Annotated in this window: 24 protein-coding genes; 5 read left to right on the top strand and 19 right to left on the bottom strand. The window is 72.1% G+C overall.

What is annotated here, in order from left to right:
• Positions 1-54 precede the first annotated feature (54 nt).
• From ACZ7G1_RS08730 to ACZ7G1_RS08765, 8 genes are all read right to left on the bottom strand, one after another.
• Complete coding sequence (locus tag ACZ7G1_RS08730; RefSeq protein ID WP_470873443.1) at positions 55-1,068, bottom strand: TIGR03842 family LLM class F420-dependent oxidoreductase; 1,014 nt, start codon at positions 1,066-1,068, stop codon at positions 55-57.
• Between the two features lie 10 nt (positions 1,069-1,078).
• Positions 1,079-2,482, bottom strand: coding sequence for a dihydropyrimidinase (gene hydA / locus ACZ7G1_RS08735; protein WP_470873441.1), 1,404 nt, complete (start codon positions 2,480-2,482; stop codon positions 1,079-1,081).
• A gap of 19 nt (positions 2,483-2,501) precedes the next feature.
• Entirely contained in the window at positions 2,502-3,782 is a 1,281-nt protein-coding gene (locus ACZ7G1_RS08740) for an aspartate aminotransferase family protein (protein WP_470873440.1), read from the bottom strand.
• Complete coding sequence (locus tag ACZ7G1_RS08745) at positions 3,779-4,621, bottom strand: nitrilase-related carbon-nitrogen hydrolase (RefSeq protein WP_470873438.1); 843 nt, start codon at positions 4,619-4,621, stop codon at positions 3,779-3,781. The genes ACZ7G1_RS08740 and ACZ7G1_RS08745 overlap by 4 nt, the downstream gene beginning before the upstream one ends.
• A 262-nt stretch (positions 4,622-4,883) precedes the next feature.
• Positions 4,884-6,311: a UL36 very large tegument protein gene (locus ACZ7G1_RS08750; protein WP_470873437.1), complete on the bottom strand. Its 1,428-nt coding sequence runs from the start codon at positions 6,309-6,311 to the stop codon at positions 4,884-4,886.
• Between the two features lie 89 nt (positions 6,312-6,400).
• On the bottom strand, positions 6,401-6,781 hold the full coding sequence (locus ACZ7G1_RS08755) for a PPOX class F420-dependent oxidoreductase (protein WP_470873435.1): 381 nt from the start codon (positions 6,779-6,781) through the stop codon (positions 6,401-6,403).
• A gap of 28 nt (positions 6,782-6,809) precedes the next feature.
• Positions 6,810-8,039 carry an alginate lyase family protein gene (locus ACZ7G1_RS08760; protein ID WP_470873434.1) on the bottom strand — a complete coding sequence of 410 codons (1,230 nt, stop codon included), beginning with the start codon at positions 8,037-8,039 and terminating at the stop codon, positions 6,810-6,812.
• Positions 8,040-8,080: 41 nt separating this feature from the next.
• Positions 8,081-8,482 carry a winged helix-turn-helix transcriptional regulator gene (locus ACZ7G1_RS08765; protein ID WP_470873432.1) on the bottom strand — a complete coding sequence of 134 codons (402 nt, stop codon included), beginning with the start codon at positions 8,480-8,482 and terminating at the stop codon, positions 8,081-8,083.
• Between the two features lie 61 nt (positions 8,483-8,543).
• Here ACZ7G1_RS08765 and ACZ7G1_RS08770 point away from each other — a divergent pair, with 61 nt between their 5' ends.
• The gene (locus ACZ7G1_RS08770; RefSeq protein ID WP_470873430.1) at positions 8,544-9,242 is read left to right on the top strand and encodes an NAD(P)-dependent oxidoreductase; all 699 of its coding nucleotides are present in this window, start codon (positions 8,544-8,546) and stop codon (positions 9,240-9,242) included.
• A 17-nt stretch (positions 9,243-9,259) separates the two neighbouring features.
• Here the strand turns inward: ACZ7G1_RS08770 and ACZ7G1_RS08775 are convergent, their stop codons facing one another.
• The gene (locus tag ACZ7G1_RS08775) at positions 9,260-9,511 is read right to left on the bottom strand and encodes a helix-turn-helix domain-containing protein (protein WP_470873428.1); all 252 of its coding nucleotides are present in this window, start codon (positions 9,509-9,511) and stop codon (positions 9,260-9,262) included.
• Between the two features lie 32 nt (positions 9,512-9,543).
• Here ACZ7G1_RS08775 and map point away from each other — a divergent pair, with 32 nt between their 5' ends.
• Positions 9,544-10,311 (top strand): type I methionyl aminopeptidase, encoded by a 768-nt coding sequence (map, locus tag ACZ7G1_RS08780; RefSeq protein WP_470873427.1) that lies wholly within the window; start codon positions 9,544-9,546, stop codon positions 10,309-10,311.
• A 9-nt stretch (positions 10,312-10,320) separates the two neighbouring features.
• On the opposite strand, the gene ggt is transcribed toward map, so the two are convergent.
• Positions 10,321-12,129, bottom strand: a complete 1,809-nt coding sequence (ggt, locus tag ACZ7G1_RS08785) for a gamma-glutamyltransferase (RefSeq protein WP_470873425.1) — start codon at positions 12,127-12,129, stop codon at positions 10,321-10,323.
• Between the two features lie 117 nt (positions 12,130-12,246).
• On the opposite strand from ggt, the gene ACZ7G1_RS08790 reads away from it, so the two are divergent.
• Positions 12,247-12,981, top strand: coding sequence for a hypothetical protein (locus tag ACZ7G1_RS08790; protein ID WP_470873423.1), 735 nt, complete (start codon positions 12,247-12,249; stop codon positions 12,979-12,981).
• On the opposite strand, the gene ACZ7G1_RS08795 is transcribed toward ACZ7G1_RS08790, so the two are convergent.
• On the bottom strand, positions 12,932-14,176 hold the full coding sequence (locus ACZ7G1_RS08795) for a cytochrome P450 (RefSeq protein WP_470873897.1): 1,245 nt from the start codon (positions 14,174-14,176) through the stop codon (positions 12,932-12,934). The genes ACZ7G1_RS08790 and ACZ7G1_RS08795 overlap by 50 nt on opposite strands.
• Positions 14,177-14,309: 133 nt before the next feature.
• On the opposite strand from ACZ7G1_RS08795, the gene ACZ7G1_RS08800 reads away from it, so the two are divergent.
• Both ACZ7G1_RS08800 and ACZ7G1_RS08805 read left to right on the top strand, forming a co-directional pair.
• The gene (locus ACZ7G1_RS08800) at positions 14,310-15,542 is read left to right on the top strand and encodes a hypothetical protein (protein ID WP_470873422.1); all 1,233 of its coding nucleotides are present in this window, start codon (positions 14,310-14,312) and stop codon (positions 15,540-15,542) included.
• 91 nt (positions 15,543-15,633) lie between these two features.
• Positions 15,634-17,184, top strand: a complete 1,551-nt coding sequence (locus ACZ7G1_RS08805) for a CocE/NonD family hydrolase (RefSeq protein WP_470873420.1) — start codon at positions 15,634-15,636, stop codon at positions 17,182-17,184.
• 38 nt (positions 17,185-17,222) lie between these two features.
• Here ACZ7G1_RS08805 and ACZ7G1_RS08810 read toward each other — a convergent pair whose 3' ends face one another.
• From ACZ7G1_RS08810 to pcaDC, 8 genes are all read right to left on the bottom strand, one after another.
• Positions 17,223-18,080: an amino acid ABC transporter permease gene (locus tag ACZ7G1_RS08810; RefSeq protein ID WP_470873419.1), complete on the bottom strand. Its 858-nt coding sequence runs from the start codon at positions 18,078-18,080 to the stop codon at positions 17,223-17,225.
• Positions 18,077-18,721, bottom strand: a complete 645-nt coding sequence (locus tag ACZ7G1_RS08815) for an amino acid ABC transporter permease (RefSeq protein ID WP_470873417.1) — start codon at positions 18,719-18,721, stop codon at positions 18,077-18,079. Before ACZ7G1_RS08815 ends, ACZ7G1_RS08810 begins: the two co-directional genes overlap by 4 nt.
• A gap of 17 nt (positions 18,722-18,738) precedes the next feature.
• The gene (locus tag ACZ7G1_RS08820) at positions 18,739-19,653 is read right to left on the bottom strand and encodes a glutamate ABC transporter substrate-binding protein (RefSeq protein ID WP_470873416.1); all 915 of its coding nucleotides are present in this window, start codon (positions 19,651-19,653) and stop codon (positions 18,739-18,741) included.
• 14 nt (positions 19,654-19,667) lie between these two features.
• Entirely contained in the window at positions 19,668-20,414 is a 747-nt protein-coding gene (locus ACZ7G1_RS08825; protein ID WP_470873414.1) for an amino acid ABC transporter ATP-binding protein, read from the bottom strand.
• Positions 20,415-20,596: 182 nt separating this feature from the next.
• Positions 20,597-21,040, bottom strand: coding sequence for a DUF6278 family protein (locus ACZ7G1_RS08830; RefSeq protein ID WP_470873413.1), 444 nt, complete (start codon positions 21,038-21,040; stop codon positions 20,597-20,599).
• Positions 21,041-21,132: 92 nt separating this feature from the next.
• Positions 21,133-21,912, bottom strand: a complete 780-nt coding sequence (locus ACZ7G1_RS08835; RefSeq protein WP_470873411.1) for an exodeoxyribonuclease III — start codon at positions 21,910-21,912, stop codon at positions 21,133-21,135.
• A gap of 39 nt (positions 21,913-21,951) precedes the next feature.
• On the bottom strand, positions 21,952-22,584 hold the full coding sequence (locus ACZ7G1_RS08840; protein WP_470873409.1) for an MBL fold metallo-hydrolase: 633 nt from the start codon (positions 22,582-22,584) through the stop codon (positions 21,952-21,954).
• A 9-nt stretch (positions 22,585-22,593) separates the two neighbouring features.
• Positions 22,594-23,853, bottom strand: a complete 1,260-nt coding sequence (gene pcaDC / locus ACZ7G1_RS08845) for a bifunctional 3-oxoadipate enol-lactonase/4-carboxymuconolactone decarboxylase PcaDC (RefSeq protein WP_470873407.1) — start codon at positions 23,851-23,853, stop codon at positions 22,594-22,596.
• Between the last annotated feature and the right edge of the window lie 61 nt (positions 23,854-23,914).

Here is a 23,914-nt window from a genome sequence, read left to right on the forward strand (position 1 = left end):
CAACGCAGAAGCTGTCGAGCCACGGAAGTATAGGGCGGTCACCGAATGGCTTCGTCAGCGCAGCGCGGGAATGATGTCGCTGCCGTAGGCGTCGATGGTGCCTTCGCGGTTGTCGTGCATGTCGTAGACGGCGAACTGGTCGACGCCCAGGTCCCTGAGGTGCCGCAGCTTCTCGATGTGGGCGGCGGCGGGGCCGAGGAGACAGAAGCGGTCGACGATCTCGTCGGGGACGAAGACGGTGTCGGGGTTGTCGGCGCGGCCGTGGTGGGAGTAGTCGTAGCCCTGCCGGTCCTTGATGTACGCGGTGAGCTCCTCCGGCACCATGCCGGAGTGCTCGCCGTACTTGGAGACCAGGTCGGCGACGTGGTTGCCGACCATGCCGCCGAACCAGCGGCACTGGTCGCGGGCGTGGGCCAACGCCTCCGGGGAGTCGTCCGCCGTGACGTACGCCGGGGCGGCGACACAGATGGTGAGGGCGTCGGGGTCGCGGCCGGCCTCCCGCGCCGCCTCCCGAACCGCCTTGACCATCCATTCGGTGAGGAAGGGGTCGGCGAGCTGGAGGATGAAGCCGTCGGCCTTCTGGCCGGCGAGGGCGAGGGCCCTGGGGCCGTACGCGGCCATCCAGACCGGCAGCTTGCCGTTCTTGATCCAGGGGATGCGGATCGCGTTGCCGTCGACCTGCGCCTCGCGGCCCTCGGCGAGGTCGCGGATGACCTCGATGGCCTCGCCGAGGCGGGCGAGCGTGTTGGGCTTGCGGCCGGCGACGCGCATGGCGGAGTCGCCGCGGCCGATGCCGCAGACGGTCCGGTTGCCGTACATGTCGTTGAGGGTGGCGAAGGTGGAGGCGGTGACCTCCCACGTCCTCGTCCCCGGATTCGTCACCATCGGGCCGACGTGGAGCTTCGTCGTGTGCTCGAGGATCTGGCTGTAGATGACGAAGGGTTCCTGCCAGAGCACGGCGGAGTCGAAGGTCCAGCCGTAGCGGAAGCCGTTGCGTTCCGCCCGGCGCATCAGCCCGACGACCTCCGAGGCGGGCGGGTCGGTCTGCAGGACGAGTCCGAAGTCCAACGTCGTTCTCCTAGTTCAGGTACTGACAGGTGGAGCGGGGGGTGAAGACGCCGTGTCCGGCGCGGCCGGTGAACTTCCGCTGGTCGATGACGAGTTCGCCGCGCGAGAGGACCGTCTCGACCTGTCCGCTGATCGCCTTGCCCTCGTACGCCGAGTAGTCGACGTTCATGTGGTGGGTGGCCGCGGAGAGGGTCTGGCGGGCGTTCGGGTCGTAGATGACGACGTCGGCGTCGGAGCCGGGCGCGATCGTCCCCTTCTGCGGGTAGAGGCCGAACATCCGGGCCGGGGTGGCGCAGGCGATCTCGATCCAGCGGCGGCGGGAGATGTGGCCTTCGACGACGGCCTGGTGGAGGAGGTCCATGCGGTTCTCCACGCCGGGCAGGCCGTTGGGGATCTTCGAGAAGTCGCCGCGGCCGAGGTCCTTCTGCCCGGTGAAGCAGAAGGGGCAGTGGTCGGTGGAGACCACCTGGAGGTCGTTGGTGCGCAGCCCGCGCCAGAGCGCGGCCTGGTGCTCCTTGGGCCTCAGGGGCGTGCTGCACACGTACTTGGCGCCTTCGAAGCCCGGTTCCGCGAGGTTGTCGGTGGAGAGGAAGAGGTACTGCGGACAGGTCTCGCCGAAGACCGGGAGGCCCTTGTCGCGGGCGGCGGCGATCTCGGCGACGGCCTCCTGGGCGGAGACGTGGACGACGTAGAGCGGCGAGCCGGCGACCCGGGACAGCTGGATCGCGCGGTGGGTGGCCTCGGCTTCGAGGAGTGCCTTGCGGACCTCGCCGTGGTAGCGGGGGTCCGCCTCGCCGCGGGCCAGGGCCTGTTCGACGAGGACGTCGATGGCGATGCCGTTCTCGGCGTGCATCATGATCAGTCCGCCGTTGCCGGCGGAGCGCTGCATGGCGCGCAGGATCCGGCCGTCGTCGCTGTAGAAGACGCCGGGGTAGGCCATGAACAGCTTGAAGGAGGTGACGCCTTCCTGGACGAGTTTGTCCATCTCCTTGAGCGTGTGCTCGTTGACGTCGGAGAGGATCATGTGGAAGGCGTAGTCGATGGCGCAGTTGCCGTCGGCTTTGGCGTACCAGGTGTCGAGGCCTTCGCGGAGGCTGTGGCCGACGGTCTGGACGGCGAAGTCGACGATGGTGGTGGTGCCGCCCCAGGCGGCGGCGCGGGTGCCGGTCTCGAAGGTGTCGGAGGCGGAGGTGCCGCCGAAGGGCAGTTCCATGTGGGTGTGGGCGTCGACGCCACCGGGCAGGACGTAGCGGTCGGTGGCGTCGATGGTCCGGTCGGCGGTCCAGACCGCCGCCGCGTCCGAGCCGTGGGCGGCGAGGGCGGCGACGCGGCCGTCCTCGATCAGCACGTCGGCGTGGACTTCGTCGGCGGCGGTCACGACGAGACCGCCCCGGATGAGGGTACGGGTGCTCACGGGACTTCTCCCCTGCCAACTAGAGGGTGCGTAGGGCCTGTTCGAGGATGGCCGCGCCTTCCTCGGCCTCGGAGACGGTGAGCGAGAGCGGCGGGGCGATGCGCAGGGTGCTGGTGTTGTGTCCGCCGCCCTTGCCGATGAGGAGGCCGCCTTCGCGGGCGGCTTCGAGGACCGCGGCGGCGGCGTCCGGGTTGGCCTGTTCGGTGCCGGGCTCGGTGAGTTCGATGCCGATCATGAGGCCGCGGCCGCGGACCTCGCGGACGGCGGGGACGCCGGCGCAGGCGGCGCGGACGCGTTCGATGAGGAGGCCGCCGACGCGCCGGGCGTTGCCCTGGAGGTCGTGTTCCAGGAGGTAGGCGAGGTTGGCGAGCCCGGCGGCCATGGTGACGGGCGAGCCGCCGAAGGTCGAGATGGAGTTGGCGTCGAGACAGTTCATGATCTCGGCGCGGGCGACGACGCCGCCGACGGACATGCCGTTGCCGATGCCCTTGGCGAAGGTGAGGATGTCGGGCGGCCCTGCCTGGCCGTGCGCCTGCCAGCCCCAGAAGTGCTCGCCGGTGCGGCCCCAGCCGGTCTGCACCTCGTCGGCGATCCAGAGGATGCCGTGCCGGTCGAGGACGCGGCGGAAGGCGGCGTACAGGCCGTCGGGCGGGGAGGTGAAGCCGCCGACGCCCTGGATGGGTTCGGCGATGAGCGCGGCGACGTCCCGGGTGTGGCCGAGGAGGTCTTCGAGGTCGGCGACGCAGGCCTCGATGAACCGCTCGTCGGTGTACTGGGCGTACGGGCCGCGGGTGCGGACGCCGCCGTGCACGTACAGGGTCTGCAGCGGGGAGAGGCCGGTGGGCGACCAGGCGCGGTTGCCGGTGATGCCGACGGTGGAGAAGGAGCGGCCGTGGTAGCTGTTGCGCATGGCCAGGATCTGGTTCGACCGGCGGTACGCGGTGGCGAGCAGGAGCGCCGTGTCGTTGGCCTCGGTGCCGGAGGTGGTGAAGAAGACGCGGGCGTCGGGGATGCCGGAGAGGCCGGCGATCCGTTCGGCGAGCTCCACCATGGGGCGGTTGAGGTAGAGGGTCGAGGAGTGGATGATGCGCCCGGCCTGCTCGCTGACGGCCTTGGTGACCTCGGGCAGGGCGTGTGCGGTCATGGTGGTGAGGATGCCGCCGAAGAAGTCGAGGTACCTGCGTCCGTCGGCGTCCCAGACGTGGCGGCCCTCGCCGTGGGTGATCTCGATGGGGTCGCGGTAGTAGAGGGCGACCCAGTCGGGGATGACGGCCTTGTGCCGGTCGAAGAGGCTGCTCACGGCTTCACCAGCCCGTCGTACGCGTCGGGGCGGCGGTCCCGGTAGAACGCCCATTGCTGCCGGACCTCTTCGATGAGGCCGAAGTCCAGGTCGCGGACGACGAGTTCCTCCTCCTTGTCGGAGGCGACGTCGCCGACGAACCGGCCGCGCGGGTCCACGAAGTAGCTGGTGCCGTAGAAGTCGTTGTCGCCGTACTCCTCGACGCCGACGCGGTTGATCGCGGCGACGAAGTACTCGTTGGCGACGGCGGCGGCGGGCTGTTCCAGCTGCCAGAGGTAGGAGGAGAGGCCGCGGTGGGTGGCCGAGGGGTTGTAGACCAACTGTGCTCCGTTGAGTCCGAGTTGGCGCCAGCCCTCGGGGAAGTGCCGGTCGTAGCAGATGTAGACGCCGACCCGTCCGACGGCGGTGTCGAAGACCGGCCAGCCGGCGTTGCCCGGGCGGAAGTAGTACTTCTCCCAGAAGCCCTTGACCTGCGGGATGTGGTGCTTGCGGTACTTGCCGAGGTAGCTGCCGTCGGCGTCGATGACGGCGGCGGTGTTGTAGTAGAAGCCCTCGCTCTCGACCTCGAAGACGGGCACCACGATCACCATCCCGGTCTCGCGGGCGAGCTCCCGCATCCGGGAGACGGTGGGGCCGTCGGGGACGGGCTCGGCCCAGCGGTAGTGCTCGGGCTCCTGGACCTGGCAGAAGTAGGGGGCGTTGAACACCTCCTGGAACCCGATCACCTTCGCGCCCTGCCGGGCGGCCTCCCTGGCGTGCTCCTCGTGTTTCGCGATCATGGATTCGGTGTCGCCCGTCCAGGTCGCCTGGACGAGCGCGGCGCGTACGACGTCGGTCATGAGCTGCTCCTTCGGCACGGCGTCAGAGAGCCTCTACGCACGTAGACGCGATGCGTAGGAGGAGAACGTAAGCCCCGTCACACCCCGGAGCAAGACCGCCGCCGTGAAGCGGCCGGGTCGATCATGTTTCATACCCGAGTGGTCCACGTCGGACACGTACCGACACGTGCGTACCCGTACCGAACGCACGAAAAGGGCCGCACGGCCGCCGCGGCGCTCCGGGCGCGCCGCGCCTCTGCTCGTACGGCCCCGGGGGCGGACCTCAGGCCCCCGCCAGGCCCGCCACGCGCAGGGCGTGCAGGAGGTCGCGCTCGCGGGAGGCGGACACCGCGCGGGCGGCGTCGAGGAGTTGGGGGACGAGGCCGCGCGGGTCGGCGCCCGCGAGACGGGCGGCGTCCTCGGGGGCGCGGACCCGGACGAAGGCGGTGAGCAGGGCGTGGGCCTCCCGGTGGTGGTCCTCGGCGTGCAGCGCGGCGCAGGCGCCCGCCAGCTCCTCGACGGGGCGGGCCACGCCCTGCCGCAGCAGCTGCTCGCAGTCGGCCGCCCTGCCCGCGTCGGCCAGCGCTCCGGCGACGGCCGCGAGCCGGTCGGGCGGCAGCGAGGCCGCCTCCCAGAGCAGGGTGGCCCAGTCGGCGCCGAGCCCGGCCCGGCCCAGTTCCGCCGCGAGCGCGGGCAGCCGGGTGGGCGGCCCGCCGAGCGCCTCGCACAGGAGCGCGTGCGCCTCGCCGCTCCGCCCCTGCGCACGGAGCCTGCGCAGCGCGTACACCGCGTTGGCCGCGGCCCGTGCGTCCTCCTGGGCGTCGGGCAGCGGGGCCGCCGTGGCGGCGGGCGCGCCGGTCCGCCGCCCGTCGCTCCCGGCCGCGCCCCCGAACCGGGCTCCTCGCAGCGCGGCTCCCCCGACCGGGAGCACCGGCGCCACCGTCGCCGCCGGCGCCTCCGCGCTCTCCTCCAGCCAGGCGTACCGCGCGCCGCGCGGGCGCCGCTTGGCCTTCGGGGCGTTTCCGTCGCGCACGGGCGGCGAGGCCTGTCTGGCGTTCCCGTCGCGCACGGGCGGCGAGGCCTGTCTGGCGTTTCCGTCGCGCACGGGCGGCGGGGCCTGTGTGGCATTCCCGTCGCGCACGGGCGGCGGGGCCTGTCTGGCGTTCCCGTCGCCCACCGGCGGCGGGGCCTGCCCGGCGGCCTCCGGAGCAGGGGCGGCTCCCCCCAGCCGGGCGAGCCGCGCCGTCAGCTCCGCCACGCGGGCGGCGGCCCTGGCGAGGTCGTCGCGGGTCCAGGCGAGGTCGTGCTCCAGGCGGGCGGTGGTCTCCGGGTCCGGTGCGGCGCGGAGGCGGGTGGTGAGGTCGCGGGCGCGGGAGGCGGCCTGGCGGCGTTCGTGTTCCATGAGGTCGCGGCGGGCGGCGAGGGTGTCGGCGGCGCCGGGCCGGCGGTCGTGGGCGGCGGCGGCAGCGGCGTGGAGGGCGCGGGCGTGGTCGGCGCGGGGGCCGTCGGCGGGCTCGCCGGCGTCCTGGAGGAGGGAGGCGACGACGTCCCAGGGCAGCAGCTCGGCCCCGTCGAAGCAGGCGCGCAGCCCGTCGGGGTCGCGTTCGGCGAAGACGCCGTACCAGCCGGCGCCCGGTGGGATGCGGCGCGTGAGCTCCGCCAGCCATGCCGTGAACGTGGCGATGTCCGCCGGGAGTTGATACACCGTCATGTGTCACGCACCGTCCCGCAGTCGACTGGAACCTTCCGGTCCGCGGGTATTGGACCGCAGTCGTGTTACGGGACGACTACGGACCGTTTTCAGAACGTCACGACGATGCCGGTGTGCGGGCGCTTTCCGCGCCGGGCGATCATGGCCGGGACGTCGGTGAGCCAGAACTGCCAGGTGTACTTGCGCGAGAGCAGCCCCCGGATGCGGCGCAGCTCGTCGCCCTGCACGAGGCGTCCCACGCCGCTGACCCGTTCGGCCCCCTCGGGGACGTTGCCGCGCACGTCGCAGACGGCGACCTCGACGCGGGGGTCCTTGCGCAGCCGCTTGACCTTCCAGGAGTCGGTGCGGGTCCAGGCGTACAGCTCGGCGCCGTCGACGGCGTACCAGACGGGGGTGGCGACCGGGGTGCCGTCCTTGCGGAAGGTGGTCAGGCTGACGTAGCGGCCGCGCCGCAGCTCTTCGGAGATCATGCCGGAAGCCTAGGCGGTGTCCTGTCGGTCAGGCCGGGGTGGGGTTGGAGGCGTGGGTGAGGGTCTCCCAGGCGACGAAGAGGTCGTCGGTGCCGCCGGGGCGCTGGCTGAGGGCGAGCTTCTGGGTCTGCGGGAGCTTCATGCCCATGCGGCCTTCGAGGTGGTTGAGGGCGACCTCGACGTCGGGTCCCATGGTCCGCTCGACCTTGCCGCCGCAGAGCCACTTGGGGGCGGTGGCGCCGAGCTGGTAGCGGGCGTGGAACTCCAGGGCCGCGCTCAGCCGGTCGGCCTCCTCGCGGTAGAGGTCGAGGCCCTGGTGCCAGGCGGTCTCGGCGATGTGGGCGGTGGCGGCCAGGGAGTAGCCGATGTGCATGAAGTTGCGGCAGGTCTCCTGGCCGAGTCCGTCGGCGTAGGTGCGCTGGCCGAACCAGTAGGTGGCGAGCTCGTCGGCGGTGTCGATGGTGCCGCCGGGCGGGGGCTTGGGCAGGGCGCCGTCGGAGGAGAGGTAGAAGTAGGCGGGCACGCGCGCGCGGTAGCGGCGTACGGCGTCCTCGAAGACCGTGCGGTCCTCCAGGAAGACGGCCATGCCGATGGCGGCGTCGGTCATCGCCAGTTCCCAGTTGCCGTTGTAGTCGGGCACCTTGGCGGTGACGGCCGGGAGGTAGGCCTTGCGCAGCATCCACTTGAACCGCTGCACCTCGGGGCCGCGCCAGGCCGGGTAGCCGGCGTGCACGATCTCGGCGGCGCGGGCCCAGGAGGAGCCGGACCAGGCGGTCTGGAGGTCGGCGTCGTCCTGGGTGTGTTCCTTGACGGTCTTCGACCAGGCGTCCATGATCTGGACGGCCTTGGCGGCGTGGTCCGCCTCGCCGGACACCGACCACATGAGGGCGTGGGTGTAGGCGGCGATGGCGTCCTCGCGTTCGGCGACGCAGGCGTTCGTTCCGGCGTTGGAGGCGCAGGCGACGACCTTGGCGGGGTGCGGCACGTAGTCGAGGGAGGCGTACTCGCTCTCGCCCATCTCCTCGTACGCGGAGGCCCAGGGCTCCTCCCCCGCGGCGACGTGGCGCCGCACCGCCGCGAGCTGCGCGCCGCCGACCAGGACCCCCGGGTGGCGGAACTTGTCGGGCGCGACGGACCGGGGCGCTTCGACCGCCCGGGTGGGCGCCTCGTCGGTCCCGCAGGCCGTGCCGAGCAGCAGCAGCGGGCCGAGCAGGGCGGCGAGCAGGACCTGGGGGCGCGAACGCTGACGAGGATGCACGGGTCCACGCTCGCCCGGCCCGCCGCGCCGCGCATCCGGGGTTACGCCACCGGGCTTGCCGTCTCGTACGCGGTACGGGCCTCGGTGATCTCGGGCGCGTGCGCGCGGGCCCAGTCGCAGGCCGTGTCGAGCGGCCCGATGAGCGAGCGGCCGAGCGCGGTCAGGGCGTACTCGACGCGGGGCGGGTTCTCGTCGTGGACGGTACGGGTGAGGTATCCGTCGCGCTCCATGGCCCGGAGGGTCTCGGTGAGCACTTTGGGGGTGATCCAGTGCAGCGGGACGCGGAGTTCGGTGAAGCGGCGGGGCGTGCCGTCCTGGAGGCAGCGCAGCACCATCGCCGTCCACTTGCCGCCGACGCGGATGGGCTGTGCCGGGCTCCCGCCGCAGTCGGGGTCGTGGAAGAGGCCGGGGTCCAGGGGCTGCGGCGGGGTCGGATCGATCATGCGGCCGACGCTAGCCCAGTACCGTTGAAGTAACCAGGGGACCCCGTTCTACGGTCCGGTCATGAACAACGACACGGGCAAGAACGTCAGCGGGAACGTCAGCGGGAACGACGGCATCGACCTGAACATCATCGTCTTCGGCGCGGGCGGGCGCGTCGGCCGGGCGGCCGTCGCGGAGGCGGTGGCCCGGGGCCACCGGGTGACCGCGGTGGTGCGCGACCCGGAGGCGTACCGCGATCTGGCGGGCGAGCGGGTCTCGCTGGTACGGGGTGACGCGACGGACCGGGCGTCGGTGGCGGCGCTCGCGGCCGGCCACGACGCGGCGGTGAACGCGGCGGTCCGGCTCGACGTCCCCTCGGTGGACTTCTTCACGGCGGCGGCCGGGGCGCTGACCGGCGGGCTCGCCGAGGCGGGCGTCGGCCGGCTCGTGACGCTCGGCATCGCCACGACCCTGGAGACCTCGCCGGGTGTGCGGGCGATGGACGCGCCGGACTTCCCGGCGGAGTGGCGGGCGTTCTCGCAGGGGCACGTGGCCGAGTTCGAGCTGCTGACGGAGGTCGGTTCCGGGCTCGACTGGCTGATGGTGGTCCCGCCGATGGATCTGAACGCGGAGGCCGAGCGGACGGGCGGGTACCGGACCGAGGTGGGCCGGGTGGTCGAGGGGCCGGGCCGCATCGGGCACGCCGATCTGGCGCTCGCCGTCCTGGACGAGATCGAGCGCCCTCGGCACAGCCGGGTCCAGCTGGCCGTCTCCGTCTGACGGGTCGCCGCGGCGGGTCAGACGGGTGCGGGGGTGCAGAGCGTCACGAGTTCGTCCATGGAGAGGTCGAGGACCCCGGCGAGGGCGGCGACGGTGAAGAACGCCGGCGTCGGGGCCCGGCCCGTCTCGATCTTGCGGAGGGTCTCGGCGGAGAGCCCGGCGGCCGCGGCGATCTCGACCATGGACCGTTCGCCGCGCGCGGAGCGGAGCAGGAGGCCGAGCCGCTCGCCGCGCTCGCGCTCTTCGGGGGTCAGGGGTGTGCGCACCATGCCGCCATTCTAATACCGGTATAGTAATTGGCATGGTGGAGATCAAGACGACCGAATCCCTGGCGGCCATGCGCGAGGCCGGCCGCGTCGTGGCGCGCGCCCTCGCGGCCGTACGGGAGAAGGCGGCGCCCGGCGTCGCGCTGACCGAGCTCGACCGGGCCGCCCGGGAGGTCCTGGCGGAGGCGGGGGCCGGTTCGCCCTTCCTCGACTACCACCCGGAGTGGGCGCCGGTGCCGTTCCCCGCGGTCGTCTGCCTCTCGGTGAACGACGCGATCGTGCACGGCATCCCGGGCGACACCCGGCTCGCCGACGGCGACCTGGTCTCCGCGGACTGCGGGGCGACCCTCGGCGGCTGGGTGGGCGACGCGGCTGTCAGCTTCACGGTCGGCCGGGCCCGGCCGGAGGACACCCGGCTCATCGGCGCCGCCGAGGCGGCCCTGGAGGCCGGCATCGCCGCGGCCGTCGTCGGAAACCGCATCGGCGACATCGCGCACGCCATCGGCCGGGTCTGCCGCGAGGCGGGGTACGGCATCCCCGACGGTTTCGGCGGGCACGGCGTCGGCCGGAGCATGCACGAGGACCCGGGCGTCCCCAACGAGGGACGCCCGGGCCGCGGCATGAAGCTCCGGCACGGCATGGTGCTCGCGATCGAGCCGATGCTCATCGGCGGCGGCACCGACGACCACTACACGGCGCGGGACGGCTGGACCGTCCGCACCTCGGACGGCTCCCGCGCCTCCCACGCCGAGCACACGGTCGCGATCACCGACGACGGCCCGCGCGTCCTCACCGCGCTGTAGCCGCTCCCGTCAGGGCGCGGGCCTGACCACCATCGCCGAGCCGCCGCCCCGGCGGACCGTCTCCGCCGCGGCCAGCCAGCGGCCGTCGGGAAGCCGCTGGACGCCGGTCGCCGCGCCGATCTCCGGGTTCTGCCGGAAACCGTGCCCGATGGCCTCGAGATCCGCCCTCAACGGGCTGTTCCACAGGGTGGGTTCGAGCTCGGTGGTGGTCTGGTTGCGCTGGCTGGCGCGCGGCGCGGCGATGGCGTCGACGAGCGGGAGGCCCCGGTCGACGACGCCGGTGAGGGTCTGCAGGACGGTGGTGATGATGGTGGCGCCGCCCGGGGAGCCGAGGGCGAGGACGGGCCGGTCGTGCCCGTCGAGGACGATCGTCGGCGAGATCGAGGAGCGCGGCCGTTTGCCGGGACCGGGCAGGTTGGGGTCGTGGACGGCCGGGTTCGCCGGGGCGAAGGAGAAGTCGGTCAGCTCGTTGTTGAGCAGGAAGCCCCGGCCGGGCACGGTGATCCCGCTGCCGCCGGTGGACTCGATGGTCAGCGTGTAGGCGACGGTGTTGCCCCACTTGTCGGCCACCGTCAGGTGCGTCGTGTTCTCGCCCTCGTACGTGGTCGGGGCCGCCGTCCCGCCGCTCGCGCACGGCGCCGGGTTCGCGGGGTCGCCGGGCGGGAGCGGGCTGGTCAGGGCGGCGTCGTCACGGATCAGGCAGGCCCGGGAGTCGGCGTACCGCTGGGAGAGGAGCCCCCGGGTCGGCACGGACTCGAAGGCGGGGTCGCCGACCCAGCGGCCCCGGTCGGCGAAGGCGATCCGGCTGGCCTCGATGTACCGGTGCAGGTATCCGGCCGGGGAGGCGGCGGAGAGGTCCGTGCCCTCCAGGATGTTGAGGGCCTCGCCGACGCTCGTACCGCCGGAGGACGAGGGGGCCATGCCGTACACGTCGAGCCCCCGGTACGAGACCTTGGTGGGCGCGCGGAACTCGGTCCGGTACGCGGCGAGGTCACGCTCCGTCAGGTCGCCGGGGCGGACCTTGCGGGTGGCGCCTTCGCGGACCGGGGGCGTGCGGACGGTGTTCACGATGTCCCGGGCGAGCGGGCCCCGGTAGAGGGCGCCGACGCCCTCGCGGCCGAGCTTCTCGTAGGTACGGGCCAGGTCGGGGTTCTTGAAGGTGGCGCCGACGACCGGCAACTGCCCGCCGGGCAGGAAGAGTTCGGAGGTGGCGGGGAAGTCGCGGAACCGGGCCTCGTTGGCGGCGGTCTGGGCGCGGAAGGTGGGGTCGACGGTGAAGCCGTCGCGGGCGAGGCGTTCGGCGGGCTTCAGGAGGGTGCCGAGCCGCCTGCTGCCCCAGGCGTCGAGCGCGGTCTGCCAGGTGGCCGGGGTCCCGGGGGCGCCGACGCCGAGTCCGCTGGTCTGGCCCTCCTCGAACGGGATCGGCTTGCCGTTCTCCGTGAAGAGGTCGGCGCCGGCGGACCGGGGCGCGGTCTCGCGTCCGTCGATCGTGTGCACGGTACGGCTCTTCGCGTCGTAGTACACGAAGTAGCCGCCACCGCCGATGCCCGCCGAGTAGGGCTCGGTGACGCCGAGGGCGGCCGCGACGGCGACGGCCGCGTCCACCGCGTTGCCGCCCTTGCGGAGCACCTCGACGCCGGCCGCCGAGGCGTCGGCGTCGACACTGGCGACGGCGCCGCCGTACCCGGCGGCGACGGGTTCCTTCACGGGTGGCGGCGGGGCCGCCGGCGGGGACTGGGCCGGGGCGGCGGCACCCATCGAGAGCACCGTCGCCGCGACGGCGAGAACGGAGACCTTCCCAGCGGCGGAGCGACGCATTCCTACCTCCAGTCAACAACCGTCCGCGCAGCGTAACTTCCCTCCGCCCTTTCCGTCAGGACCGCCTCGAACACCAGGCTCGAACAAGGGGCCGGTACGCCGATAGCATGCGCGCCCATGAACGAAGACGTGCGGAACATCGTGCTCGGGGTCCTGGCGACCGGGATCAGCGCCTCCTTGGGCTGGCTGGCCCGCACGTACCTCTGGCGCCGCCGCCTCCGCCGCAAGCAGGCCTTCTTCGGCCTCCCGTCGGGCGCGGAGTGCCTGCTCGTGGTGAACCGCCTGGCCGGCAGCGAGCGCGGCGTGCACGCCAACGACGTCTCGGCGCTGCTCGAACTATCGGCGCTGATCAAGGACTGCGGGGCGCTGCCCCGTGTCGTGCAGCACGACACGGCACGCCAGGGCCTCGGCGAGATAGCGGAGTTCTGCATCGGCGGCCCCTACTCCAACCGGCGCATGGCGGCCCATCTGCCGAACCTGCTGCCGGGACTCACGATGAGCGTCGAGCAGGAACCGCGCGAGGACCGCGGGATGCTCACCGTGGCGGGCGAGTCCTACCGCGCGGAGTGGGGGGTGAGCGAGCACGTCGTCCTCGCCCGCCTCACCCGGGGCGAGGGCGCCCGCCCGGTGTTCCTGCTCTGCGGCCAGGCCGCTGTCGCGAATCAGGCCGCGGCGCGTCATCTGGCCCGTCACCACAAGGAGCTGGCCCGGAAGTACGGGTCGGACGGCTCCTTCGCGCTGCTCCTGAAGGTGGTCAACTCCTCTGCGTACGGCCCTGATGTGGTGGAGCTCGTCGCGGACGTCACGCGGGCCGCGCGGACGGCTCCGACAGCCGCACCGGCAGCGATTTGATCCCGTTGATGAAGTTGGAGACGAGGCGGCGGGGCGGCCCTGCGAGCGTCAGGCCTCCGCAGGCCGCGCGCGTCTCCTCGTACAGCACGCGGAGCTGAAGCCGGGCGAAGTGGGCGCCGAGGCAGACGTGCGGGCCGTCACCGAAGGAGACGTGCGGGTTCGGGGTCCGGGCCAGGTCGAGGCGGTGCGGGTCGGCGAAGACGCGCTCGTCGTGGTTGGCGGAGGCGTGGAAGACGACGACCTTGTCGCCCTCGCGGATCTTCTGCCCGGCCAGCTCGGTGTCCCGGGCGGCCGTGCGGCGGAAGGAGAGCACGGGCGGTTGGACGCGCAGGAGTTCGTCGACCGCCGTCTCCATGGCCGCCTCTCCGTCCCACAACCTCCTTTGCTCGTCGGGGTTTTCGGCGAGCGCGAGCAATCCGCCGGGGGCCGCGGAGCGGACCGTGTCGTTTCCGGCGACGGTCAGCAGGAAGAAGAACATCTCCAGTTCCGCGTCGGCGAGTTCGGAGCCGGCGAGCGAGGTCATGATGTCGTCGGCGGGGTGTTCGCGCTTGTAGGCGGCGAGCTCCTGGGCGTACCCGAACATCTCGGCGAGCATCGCGGGCGAGCGGGGGTTGACCGGCCGGCCCCCGGCGTCGAGGACGGGCGGCTCGTCGGGATCCTGGTAGGCGATGACCCGCTCGGTCCAGGTGTGGAGGAGACCCCGGTCGCTCGCCGGCACCCCGAGCAGGTCGGTGAGGTTGAGCAGCGCGTAGTCGTCCGTGACGGTCCGGACGAGGTCCACCTCGCCCCCGGCCGCGACGGCGTCCGCGAGCAGTGTCCGGGCCCGCTCGCGTGCGGTCACGGCGAACCGCTCGATCCGCCCCGGGGTGAAGGCCCGGCTGACGAGCCGCCTCAGCCGCCCGTGCTCCGGGGGGTCCTGATTGAGCATCATGCGGCGGATGAAGGGCAGGTCGGCGGGGTCGGGGTCGCGGATCTGGGTGGCGCCGAGGTGTGAGGAGTACGTCTCCGAGTCCTTGAGCACCCGCACGACGTCGGCGTGCCGGGTGACGGCCCAGAAGCCGGAGCCGGCGGGCCAGCCGAGGATCTCGGGCTCTTCCTGGCGGGCGACGGGGGCGCGGTCGCGGAGGAGGCGGAAGCGGTCGTGCGGGATGCCCGTCGCGTAGATCCGCGGGTCGAAGACGTCGGGCGGGACCATCGTGCTCCCCACCGGCCCTCCCTTCGGAGTGAAGACGTCACCATCATGACAGGTCAGAGCGCTTTTTCGTAGGACGGAACGCACAGTTCGGGAGCCTTGTCCGGGGTGTCCGTCGACTCCCAGAATCTCCGTCGTGCATCACACGGAGAACAGGGGGCACATGGGGAACGCGGGGAAGTACGACGAGGACGCGGTGCTGCGGGCGCGGGTCCTGCTGCTCGGCTCGGACCGGCCGGGCAAGCGGGTGGAGATCGAGGCGTACCGGACCCTGGCTCAGGTGAGCCCGCGGGTTTATCTGCCCAAGCTGGCGCACGCGCTGGTCACCCGCTGCTGGGAGCTCAGGGACCCGAGGGCGCACGTGGTTCTGTACGCGGAGGCGGTGGACGCGCTGCGCCGGTACACCGCGGAGGTGCCGGACCGGAAGGACGAGCTGTACAGCGCGTTGAGCGGGTACGAGCGCGCGCTGTTCGCCGCCGGGCGGCGGGCCGAGGGCCGGGCGGTGTGCGAGGAGCTGTCGGCGGCCGGCCGGCACAGCCGGCTCGCGGTCGTGCTGGCCGAGGAGGGGCGCCACGAGGAGGCGGCGGACCTGTACGCCCGGCACATCGTGCCCGGAAGCGCCGACGCGACGGACTGGACGCTGATCGAGTGGGCGGCCGAACTCGACGCGGCCGGGCGGCACGGGGAGGCCCTGGAGGTGTTCGAGCGGGTCGTGGCGGACGCGCGGCGCACGGCCGCGAAGGACCGCTCCCCGCTGGCCGCCCTGGTGTGGAAGCTGGACCACTGCGCCCGGATGCTGCGGGCGGCCGGCCGCCGGTCCGAGGAGGCCGCCGTACGAGAGGAGGTGCTGGATCTGCTCGCCCGTCTCGCGGCGGACGGGGAGCCGGTGAGCTGGAGCAACATCCAGGCCACCTGGGTCACCTTCCTCCTCCTCTCGGGCCGGTCCGCCGAGCCCGCGGCCACTCCGGAGGCACCGCAGCCGGCGTTCGGGGTCCATCTGCACCACGGGTGGTCCGCCGACATGCGGGAGGAGTACTTCTCCTCGATCCCCACGTTCGAACAGCACGTCGCCGCCCTGCGCGCCTCGGACGACCTGCCGGGCCTGGTCGCCGCGCAGCGCCGCCTCACCGTCCGGCGGGGTCTCCGCTGGGAGACCTGCGGCCGCCGGGCCGTGGAGACGCTCCTGCCGCACTTCGACGAGGGCGTCGCGCTGGCCCGGCGCCTCCCCGGGGGCGCTTCGGCCGTCGCCCGGGCCCTCCTCGACCGGTCCATGTTCCTGCTCGCCGTGAAGCGGTACGGGGAGGCGCACGCGGACTTCGCGGAGGCGTACTCCCTCGATGCCGAGCCCCCAATCGTTACCCGCACGTAACTTACCGACCAGTTACCACGAGTAAGTCACCCCGGTTACCGTCGGGTCACTTTCACTACCCCCCATCAGTGCCCCCAGTGAGGAGTGACCCGTGCGCACATCCCTGGTCCTCGCCGTCTCGGCCGCCCTCGTGGCCGGGACGGCGCTCGGGCTCGCGCCCGCCGCGCAGGCCGCCGACACCGCAGGCTCCGTCCGGTTCGTCGACATCGCGGGCGAGGGCGGCACCGTCCTCAAGGCGAACGTCGTGACGCCGGCCGGCGGCACATCGGCCCGCTACCCCGTGATCGTGCTGCCCACCAGCTGGGGCATGCCGCAGATCGAGTACCTCGCGCAGGCGCAGCAGCTCGCCGACTCCGGCTATGTCGTGGTGAGTTACAACTCGCGCGGGTTCTGGCAGTCCGGCGGGGAGATCGAGACCGCGGGACCGAAGGACGTCGCCGACGCCTCCAAGGTCATCGACTGGGCCCTCGCCAACACCCCGGCCGACCCGGACCGCGTCGGCATGGCGGGCGTCTCCTACGGCGCCGGCATCAGCCTGCTCGCCGCCGCGCACGACCCCCGCGTGAAGGCCGTCGCCGCGCTCAGCGGCTGGGCCGACCTCATCGAGTCCATCTACAGCGGGCGGACCCAGCACCTCCAAGCCGCCGGGCTGCTCGGCGGCGCCGGCTACCTCACCGGCCGCCCCGGTCCCGAACTCCAGCAGATCCTGGGCGACTTCCTCTCGTCGAACCTCGACAAGGAGGACGAGATGATCGCCTGGGGCCGCACCCGCTCCCCCGCGACCTACCTGGACCGGATCAACGCCAACGGCGCCGCCATCATGCTGGGCAACGCCTGGGGCGACACCATCTTCCCGCCCAACCAGTACGCGAGCTTCTACGAGAAGCTCAAGGGCCCCAAGCGCCTGGAGTTCCGCCCCGGCGACCACGCCACCGCCGAGGCCACCGGCCTCTTCGGCCTCCCCAACGACACCTGGACCAGCGCCCACCGCTGGTTCGACCGCTACCTCAAGGGCGCCGACAACGGCATCGACCGCGAGCGGCCCGTCCAGCTCAAGTCCCGGTCCACCGGCGGCTACGAGGGCTACCCCGACTGGAAGTCCGTCAACGCGAACCAGCGGAAGTTCGCCCTCTCCGACACCGAGCACGTCTGGGCGAACGTCGACTCCGGCGCCAACGGCGGCATCACACTGCTCACCAACGCCCTCGACCAGTTCCTCCGCACCCCGCCCGTCGTCTCCGTCCCGCTGCTCCCCCGCGCCTTCGCCGGCGTCTGGCAGTCCGAGCGGTACGACTCCCCGCAGCGCGTCCGCGGCACGGTGAAGGTGCACACCACCGTCACCCCCACCAAGGAGAGCGGCACCTTCGTCGCGTACCTCTACGACGTCGGCCCGCTCGGGGTCGGCAAGCTCGTCAGCAACGCCCCGTACACCTTCCACGACCGGACCCCTGGGCAGTCGTTCGGCGTGGATCTGGAGCTGTTCTCCACGGCGTACGACGTGCCGGCCGGCCACCGGCTCGCGCTGGTCGTCGACACCGTCGACCCGCTGTACATCGAGCACAACCCGACCGGCGCGCAGCTGACCTTCTCCTCCCCGTCGGCCGACCCGTCGTACGTGTCGGTTCCGCTGCGGGAGGAGTGATCACCGGCTGCTGCCGGGCGGGCAGGGCTTCTCACCAGCTACTGCGCTCCCGGCAGCAGCGTTCCCGGTTCGGCCGGAGCGACGTCGACGGCCTTCGTCTTGGGACTGCCGCGCTCTCTGCGGGCCACCCAGGTGGCGAACCAGGAGAGCAGCATGCACATCCCGATGTAGATCGGTGAGATGACGAGCACGACGGGGATGAACGGCAGGTCGTAGTCGAGGTTGGACGCGATCAGTTTGCCCGCGTGCAGGAACTCCTCGTAGGTGATGAGGAATCCGAGCGAGGTGTCCTTGAGGGCGACGACCAGCTGGCTGATGATCGCCGGCAGCATCGCCCGCACCGCCTGCGGCACCAGGACGTAGGTCATGACCTGGGTCTTGCGCATGCCGAGCGCGTACGCCGCCTCGCCCTGGCCGCGCGCCACGGCGTGGATGCCGGTGCGGAACACCTCGGCGAGCACGGAGCCGTTGTAGAGGGTCAGTCCCGCGACGAGCGCGGGCAGCGGCTGCACCTTGAGCGCCACGAAGATGAAGAAGATCATCACGAGCACGGGCATGGCCCGGAAGAACTCGACGATCAGCGTCGAGAGCCAGCGCAGCACCCGGTGTTCGGAGAGCCGGCCGGTGGCGAGGACCGCGCCGAGCGCGAGCGAGAGCACCGAGGCGTAGGCGAAGGCCTTCAGGGTGTTGCCGAGGCCCTTGAGCAGGAGTTCCTGGATGCCCTTGTACTCGAAGGGCGCCCACTTGGTGGCCGTGAACTGGTCGGTGTCGAAGAGGAGATAGAGGATCCAGCCGGCCAGCGCGAGGATCACGACGGTGGACGCGAGGCCGTAGAACAGATGGCGCCGCCGGGCCTGCGGGCCCGGGATGTCGTAGAGGGCGGTGGACTCGGTCATCGGGCGACTCCCCAGCGCTTCTCCATCACGTGGAAGAGAGCGCTGATGGTGAGGGTGATGATCAGGTATCCGACGGCGATCCACACGAAGGTCCACACGATGTTGTAGCCGAGCTCGCTCAACGTCTTGTAGGTGCCCAGGAGTTCGGTGACGCTGAAGGCCCCCGCGATGGCCGAGTTCTTGGCCAGGGCGATCAGGTTGGAGCCGATGGGCGGGATGACCGTGCGGAAGGCCTGCGGCAGGACGACCGTGGAGAGGGACTGGGTGAAGCTCATGCCCAGACTGCGGGCCGCCTCGCCCTGGCCGCGCGGCACGGTGTTGATGCCGGAGCGCAGCGCCTCGCAGATGAAGGCCGAGGTGTAGCAGCCGAGCGCGAGGACGGCGAAGACCTTGAAGGGCAGTACCAGTCCGAAGCGGGGCAGGCCGAGCATCACGGCGAAGAACAGCAGGGTCAGCGGGGTGTTGCGCAGGACGGTGACCCAGACCGTGCCGAAGACCCGGAAGGAGCCCACCGGCGCGACCCGGAACGAGGCCATGACGAAGCCCAGGACGAGGGCGAGCGCCGAGGCGTAGACGGTGAGTTCGACGGTGCCGAGGAAACCCTCGCCGTAGAGCGAGAAGTTGTCTGTCAGTACGTCCATGTCAGCGGGGATCGTCCTCAGTTGGCCGGGTAGCGGTCGATGGCGGGCGGCGTCGGGGCGGGCACCCCGGAGAGCCCGAGGGTGGCGTCGTACGCCTTCTTCCAGTCGCCGCTCTTCTCGTGCGCGGCGATGGCGTCGTCGAGGGCGAAGCGCAGGGCGCTGTCGCCGTGCGGGACGCCGATGCCGTAGGGCTCCTTGGAGAACGGCTCGCCGACGACCTTGAGTTCGTCGGGGACCTTGGCGGCGTACCCCATGAGGATCGTGTCGTCCGTGGTGACCGCGTCGACCTGGTAGGTCAGCAGGTTGTCGACGCAGACCGAGTAGGTGTCGTAGGCGACGAGTTCGGCCTTCGGGTAGTCCTTCGCGATCCGCTGGTACGGGGTCGAGCCGGCGGCCGAGCAGACGCGCTTGCCGGCCAGGTCCTGCGGCCCGTCGATGTCGTCCTCGTCGGTGCGGACCAGGAGCGACTGGCCGGCCTGGTAGTAGGGCCCGGCGAAGCCGACGAGCTTCTTGCGGTTGTCGTTGATGGTGTACGTGCCGACGTAGTAGTCGATCTGCCCGTTCTGCAGGGCCGTTTCGCGGTTGGCCGAGGCGATCGTGCGGAAGTCGACGCCGTCCGGTTCGAAGCCGAGGGAGGCCGCCATCATCTTGGCGATCTCGATGTCGAAGCCGGAGTACCGCCCGGTGGCCGGGTCCTTCTCGCCCATGTAGGGCTGGTCCTCCTTGGCGCCGACGACGAGCCGGCCGCGCTTCTTCGCCCGGTTCCAGGTCGCCGAGTCGGGCAGGGTGAAGCCCGACTGGACCTGGTAGACCGGGAGTTGGTCGGGCTGCGGGCCCTTGACGGGCGGGCTGCCCTCCTTGCCGCAGCCGCCGAGGGCGGACGCGGCGAGCAGCAGGGCGAGCGCGGCCAGGGTCCGGTGCGTACGCTGCATGGTTCCCACTCCGGTCAGTGCTTGAGGATCTTGGAGAGGAAGTCCTTGGCGCGCTCGCTGCGCGGGGAGGTGAAGAAGTCCTCCGGCGTGCGGTCCTCGACGATCTTCCCGTCGGCCATGAACACGACCCGGTTGGCGGCGGAGCGGGCGAAGCCCATCTCGTGGGTGACGACCACCATCGTCATGCCCTCCCGGGCCAGTTGCCGCATCACTTCGAGGACCTCGTTGATCATCTCGGGGTCGAGGGCCGAGGTCGGCTCGTCGAAGAGGAGGGCCTTGGGGTCCATGGCGAGGGCGCGGGCGATGGCCACCCGCTGCTGCTGGCCTCCGGAGAGCTGCGCCGGGTACTTGTCGGCGTGCGCGGCGAGCCCGACCCGGTCGAGGAGTTCGCGCGAACGCCGGTCGGCCTCCTCCTTCTTGCGCTTGCGGACCTTGATCTGCGCGAGGGAGACGTTGGCGAGGACGGTCTTGTGCGCGAAGAGGTTGAACGACTGGAAGACCATCCCGACCTCGGCGCGCAGCCGGGCGAGCGACTTGCCCTCCTCGGGGAGGGGCTGCCCGTCGATGAGGATCTCGCCCGACTCGACGCTCTCCAGCCGGTTCATCGCCCGGCACAGGGTGGACTTGCCGGAGCCGGACGGGCCGATGACGACGACCACCTCCCCGCGCCCGACGGTGAGGTCGACGGACTGGAGGACGTGCAGCGTGCCGTAGTGCTTGTTGACGCCACGCAGTTCGATCAGCGGATCGACGACGGCCATACGCTGCCCTGCCCCATTCTCAGCGGTGTCGCGGTCAGCGCAAACTATCCACGGGAAAAGGGACTTCACGGCCGACACGCATGAAAACGGAATAAGCCGTATTTACTGCAAAGGGGTGGCGCGGGACGGGCCTGCGGCCCCGCCCCCGGGGCTTCGGGGCCCGTCTCCCGCGGGCCTCGCGCTCAGTACTCGGCGGCCTCGGCGTACACCTGGGAGAGCTCGGGGGACCCGGTCATCGCCCAGTCGAGCCCGGCCTCGACGACCTGGATCTCCCGGCCGGAGGCGAGCCGCACGACCGGGCCGCCGCCGGGCCACACCTGCCACCGCGCCTCCGGGACGTTCCGGACGATGACGGTCCCGAGGTAGAGCCCGGCGTCGTTGCCGAACCACGGGAGCTCTTCCGAATCGTTCCGCCAGCGCGGCGGCAGCTGGTCGAGCTCCTGGAGGGAGCGCGGGGTGTCGTCCAGGACCACCCCGGCCGCCGCGACCCTGGAGCGGAGCAGCTCGCACTCGGAGAGCAGCTCGGCCACCCCCTCCGGGTCGCGGTCGAAGGCCGCGGCCAGGGGAGCTTCGGCCGGCTCGGGCTCATGCCGCTTGCGCCAGTTGTCCAGAAACGGGATGTTCATCCGAACAGCCTCGCACCGTCACCTCCCGGTCGACCACCCGGCGCGCGGAAACGATCTCCGCCGCCGGGACGGACCACCGGCTCGGACCTCGCTCAGACGTCGAGGTCCACGACCACCGGCGCGTGGTCCGAGGCGCCCTTGCCCTTGCGCTCCTCGCGGTCCACATAGCTGTCGGAGACGGCCTCGGCGAACGGCTTGTTGCCGTAGACCAGGTCGATCCGCATGCCCTTGTTCTTCGGGAAGCAGAGCTGGCGGTAGTCCCAGTACGTGAAGGGGTGGTCGTACTTGAGCGGGCGCGGGACCACATCGGTCAGACCGGTCTCCCGCAGACCCGCGAGCGCGGCCCGCTCCGGCTCCGTCACGTGCGTGGCGCCCTCGAAGACCGCCCTGTCCCACACGTCGTCATCGGTCGGCGCGATGTTGTAGTCGCCGAGGACCGCGAACGGCCGCTCCCCCGCCGCGTCCTCCGCGACGGCCGCCTTCAGCGCCTCCAGCCAGCGCAGCTTGTACGCGTAGTGCTCGTGGGCCACCTCGCGGCCGTTCGGCACGTACACCGACCAGACGCGGACCGGGCCGCAGGTCGCGGAGATCGCGCGGGGCTCCTCCGCCCCGTCGTACTCCGGGCCGCCGGGCAGGCCCGTGACCACGTCGGCCAGCCCGACCCGGGAGACCAGGGCCACGCCGTTCCACCGGCCGGTGGCGTTGACCACCGACTCGTACCCCAGGGCACGCAGCTCCTCGGTGGGGAACTGCTCGGCCGTGCACTTGGTCTCCTGGATGCACAGCACGTCCGTGCCGGTGCTCTCCAGCCAGGCCAGGAGCCGGGGCAGCCGGGCGGTGATCGAATTGACGTTCCAGGTGGCGATGCGCATGCCCGCAAGCCTACTGGCGGGGTACGACAGTCGCCCCGCTCACACCTCGGCGGAGGCGCCCGAAGCGAGGCGGGAGTGGTCGGTGCCGCCGAGCGCGCCGATCTGGCGGTCGTAGATCGGCCGCGCGAGATCCGTGAGCAGGGCGTCGTGGATGTCGTACGCCCGGCGCGGCTTGACCTCGCGGACGTAGTCGATGACCTCGGAGATCTTGTTCCACGGGGCCATCACGGGCAGCAGCAGCGTGTCCACGGGCCGACCGGGCACGGTCAGCGCGTCGCCGGGGTGGAAGACCGAGCCGTCGACGAGGAAGCCCACGTTCGTGATGCGCGGGATGTCCGGGTGGATCACCGCGTGCAGCTCGCCGTGCACCTGGACGTCGAAACCGGCCGCCGTGAACGTGTCACCGTGCCCGACGGTGTGCACGCGCCCGGGGAAGGCCGCCGAAAGCTGCTCCGCGACGCTGCGCAGCGTCCAGATCTCGGCGGCCTCGTTCGCCTCCAGGGCGGCGCGCAGCCGGCCCTCGTCGAAGTGGTCCGGATGCTCGTGGGTGACGAGCAGCGCGTCCGCCCCGCGGACCGCGTCCTCCTCGGTGAACATGCCGGGGTCCAGGACGAGCGTCCGCCCGTCCTTCTCCAGCCGTACGCACGCGTGGGACTTCTTCGTCAGCTTCACGCCGTCAGATTACGCCGGGGGCGTCGTCTCCTCCTCGATGACGCGGGCCACCACCCGCAGCCCCGTCTCCGCCGCCGGCAGCCCGCAGTACACGCCCGCGTGCAGCACGATCTCGCGGATCTCCTCCGCCGACAGGCCGTTGCGCAGCGCGGCCCGCGTGTGGTCGGCGAGCGCCTCCCGGTGCCCGCCCGCGATCAGCGCCGTCAGCGTCACCGCACTCCGCATCCGCCGGTCGAGCCCCTCGCGGCTCCACACCTCGCCCCACGCGTACCGCGTCACCAGACCCTGGAACGCGCCGTCCGGGTCGGCCGCCAGCGCCTGGTCCACATGCGCGTCGCCGAGGACCTCGCGGCGCAGCCCGAGGCCCTTCTCGTACGGGTCAGGCCGCACGTCCTCGGCGGCCTCGCCCACCGGCGCGGCCCCCACGGCCTCCACCGGCGGCACCGGAACCGCCGGCATCGGCGGCACGGTCAGCGTCCCGCTCGCCTCCTGCGCCGTCCCGGCGAAGTGCTCGGTCAGCAGGTCGGTCAGGGCCGCCGGCTGCTCCACCGGCGTCAGGTGCGAAGCGCCCGGAACGACCGCGAGACGGGCGTCCGCGATCCCCGCGACCAGCATCCGCGCATCGGCGGGCCCGGTGACCTGGTCCTCGGCCCCGACCACCACGAGCGCCGGCACCCCGATGCTGCCCAGCGCCTCCCGCACGTCGAACACCGCGAGCGCCTCGCAGGCGGCGATGTAACAGGCCGGATCCGTCGTCCGCACCATCTGCACGGCCCAGTCCACGATCGCCGGCTGAGCCCCCGCGAACACCGGCGTGAACCACTGCTCGGGCGCCGTCCGCGCCATCGGCTCCAGACCGTTCGCCCGTACGATCACCCCCCGCTGCCGGAACTCGTCCGCGCTCCCGAACCGCGGCGAGGTCGCCACCAGCGCCAGCGACGCCACCCGGTGCGGCGCGCGCAGCGCCAGGTCGAGACCCACGGCCCCGCCCAGCGAGCACCCCGCGTACCCGAACCGGTGCACCCCCAGCTCGTCCAGCGTCGCGAGCAGCCGGTCCCCCAGCTCCGCCACCGAACTGAACGGCACCGCCGGCGCACCCCCGTGCCCCGGCAGGTCGAACCGCACCACCCTCCACTCCCGGGTCAGCTCCGGTATCTGCCGGTCCCACATGTGAAAAGTCGTGCCGAGGGAGGGCCCGAGCACGAGAACGGGCGCGTCCTCCGGGCCGTCGCTGCGGTACTGCAGGGTGTTCGTCGCTGTCTCACTCACCGCAAGACCCTCTCATCCCTCACCGCGGCGGGGTCGGCCGGGGGGCGGAGGAGGACCGCGG

The organism is Streptomyces sp. NPDC037273, assembly GCF_055603625.1.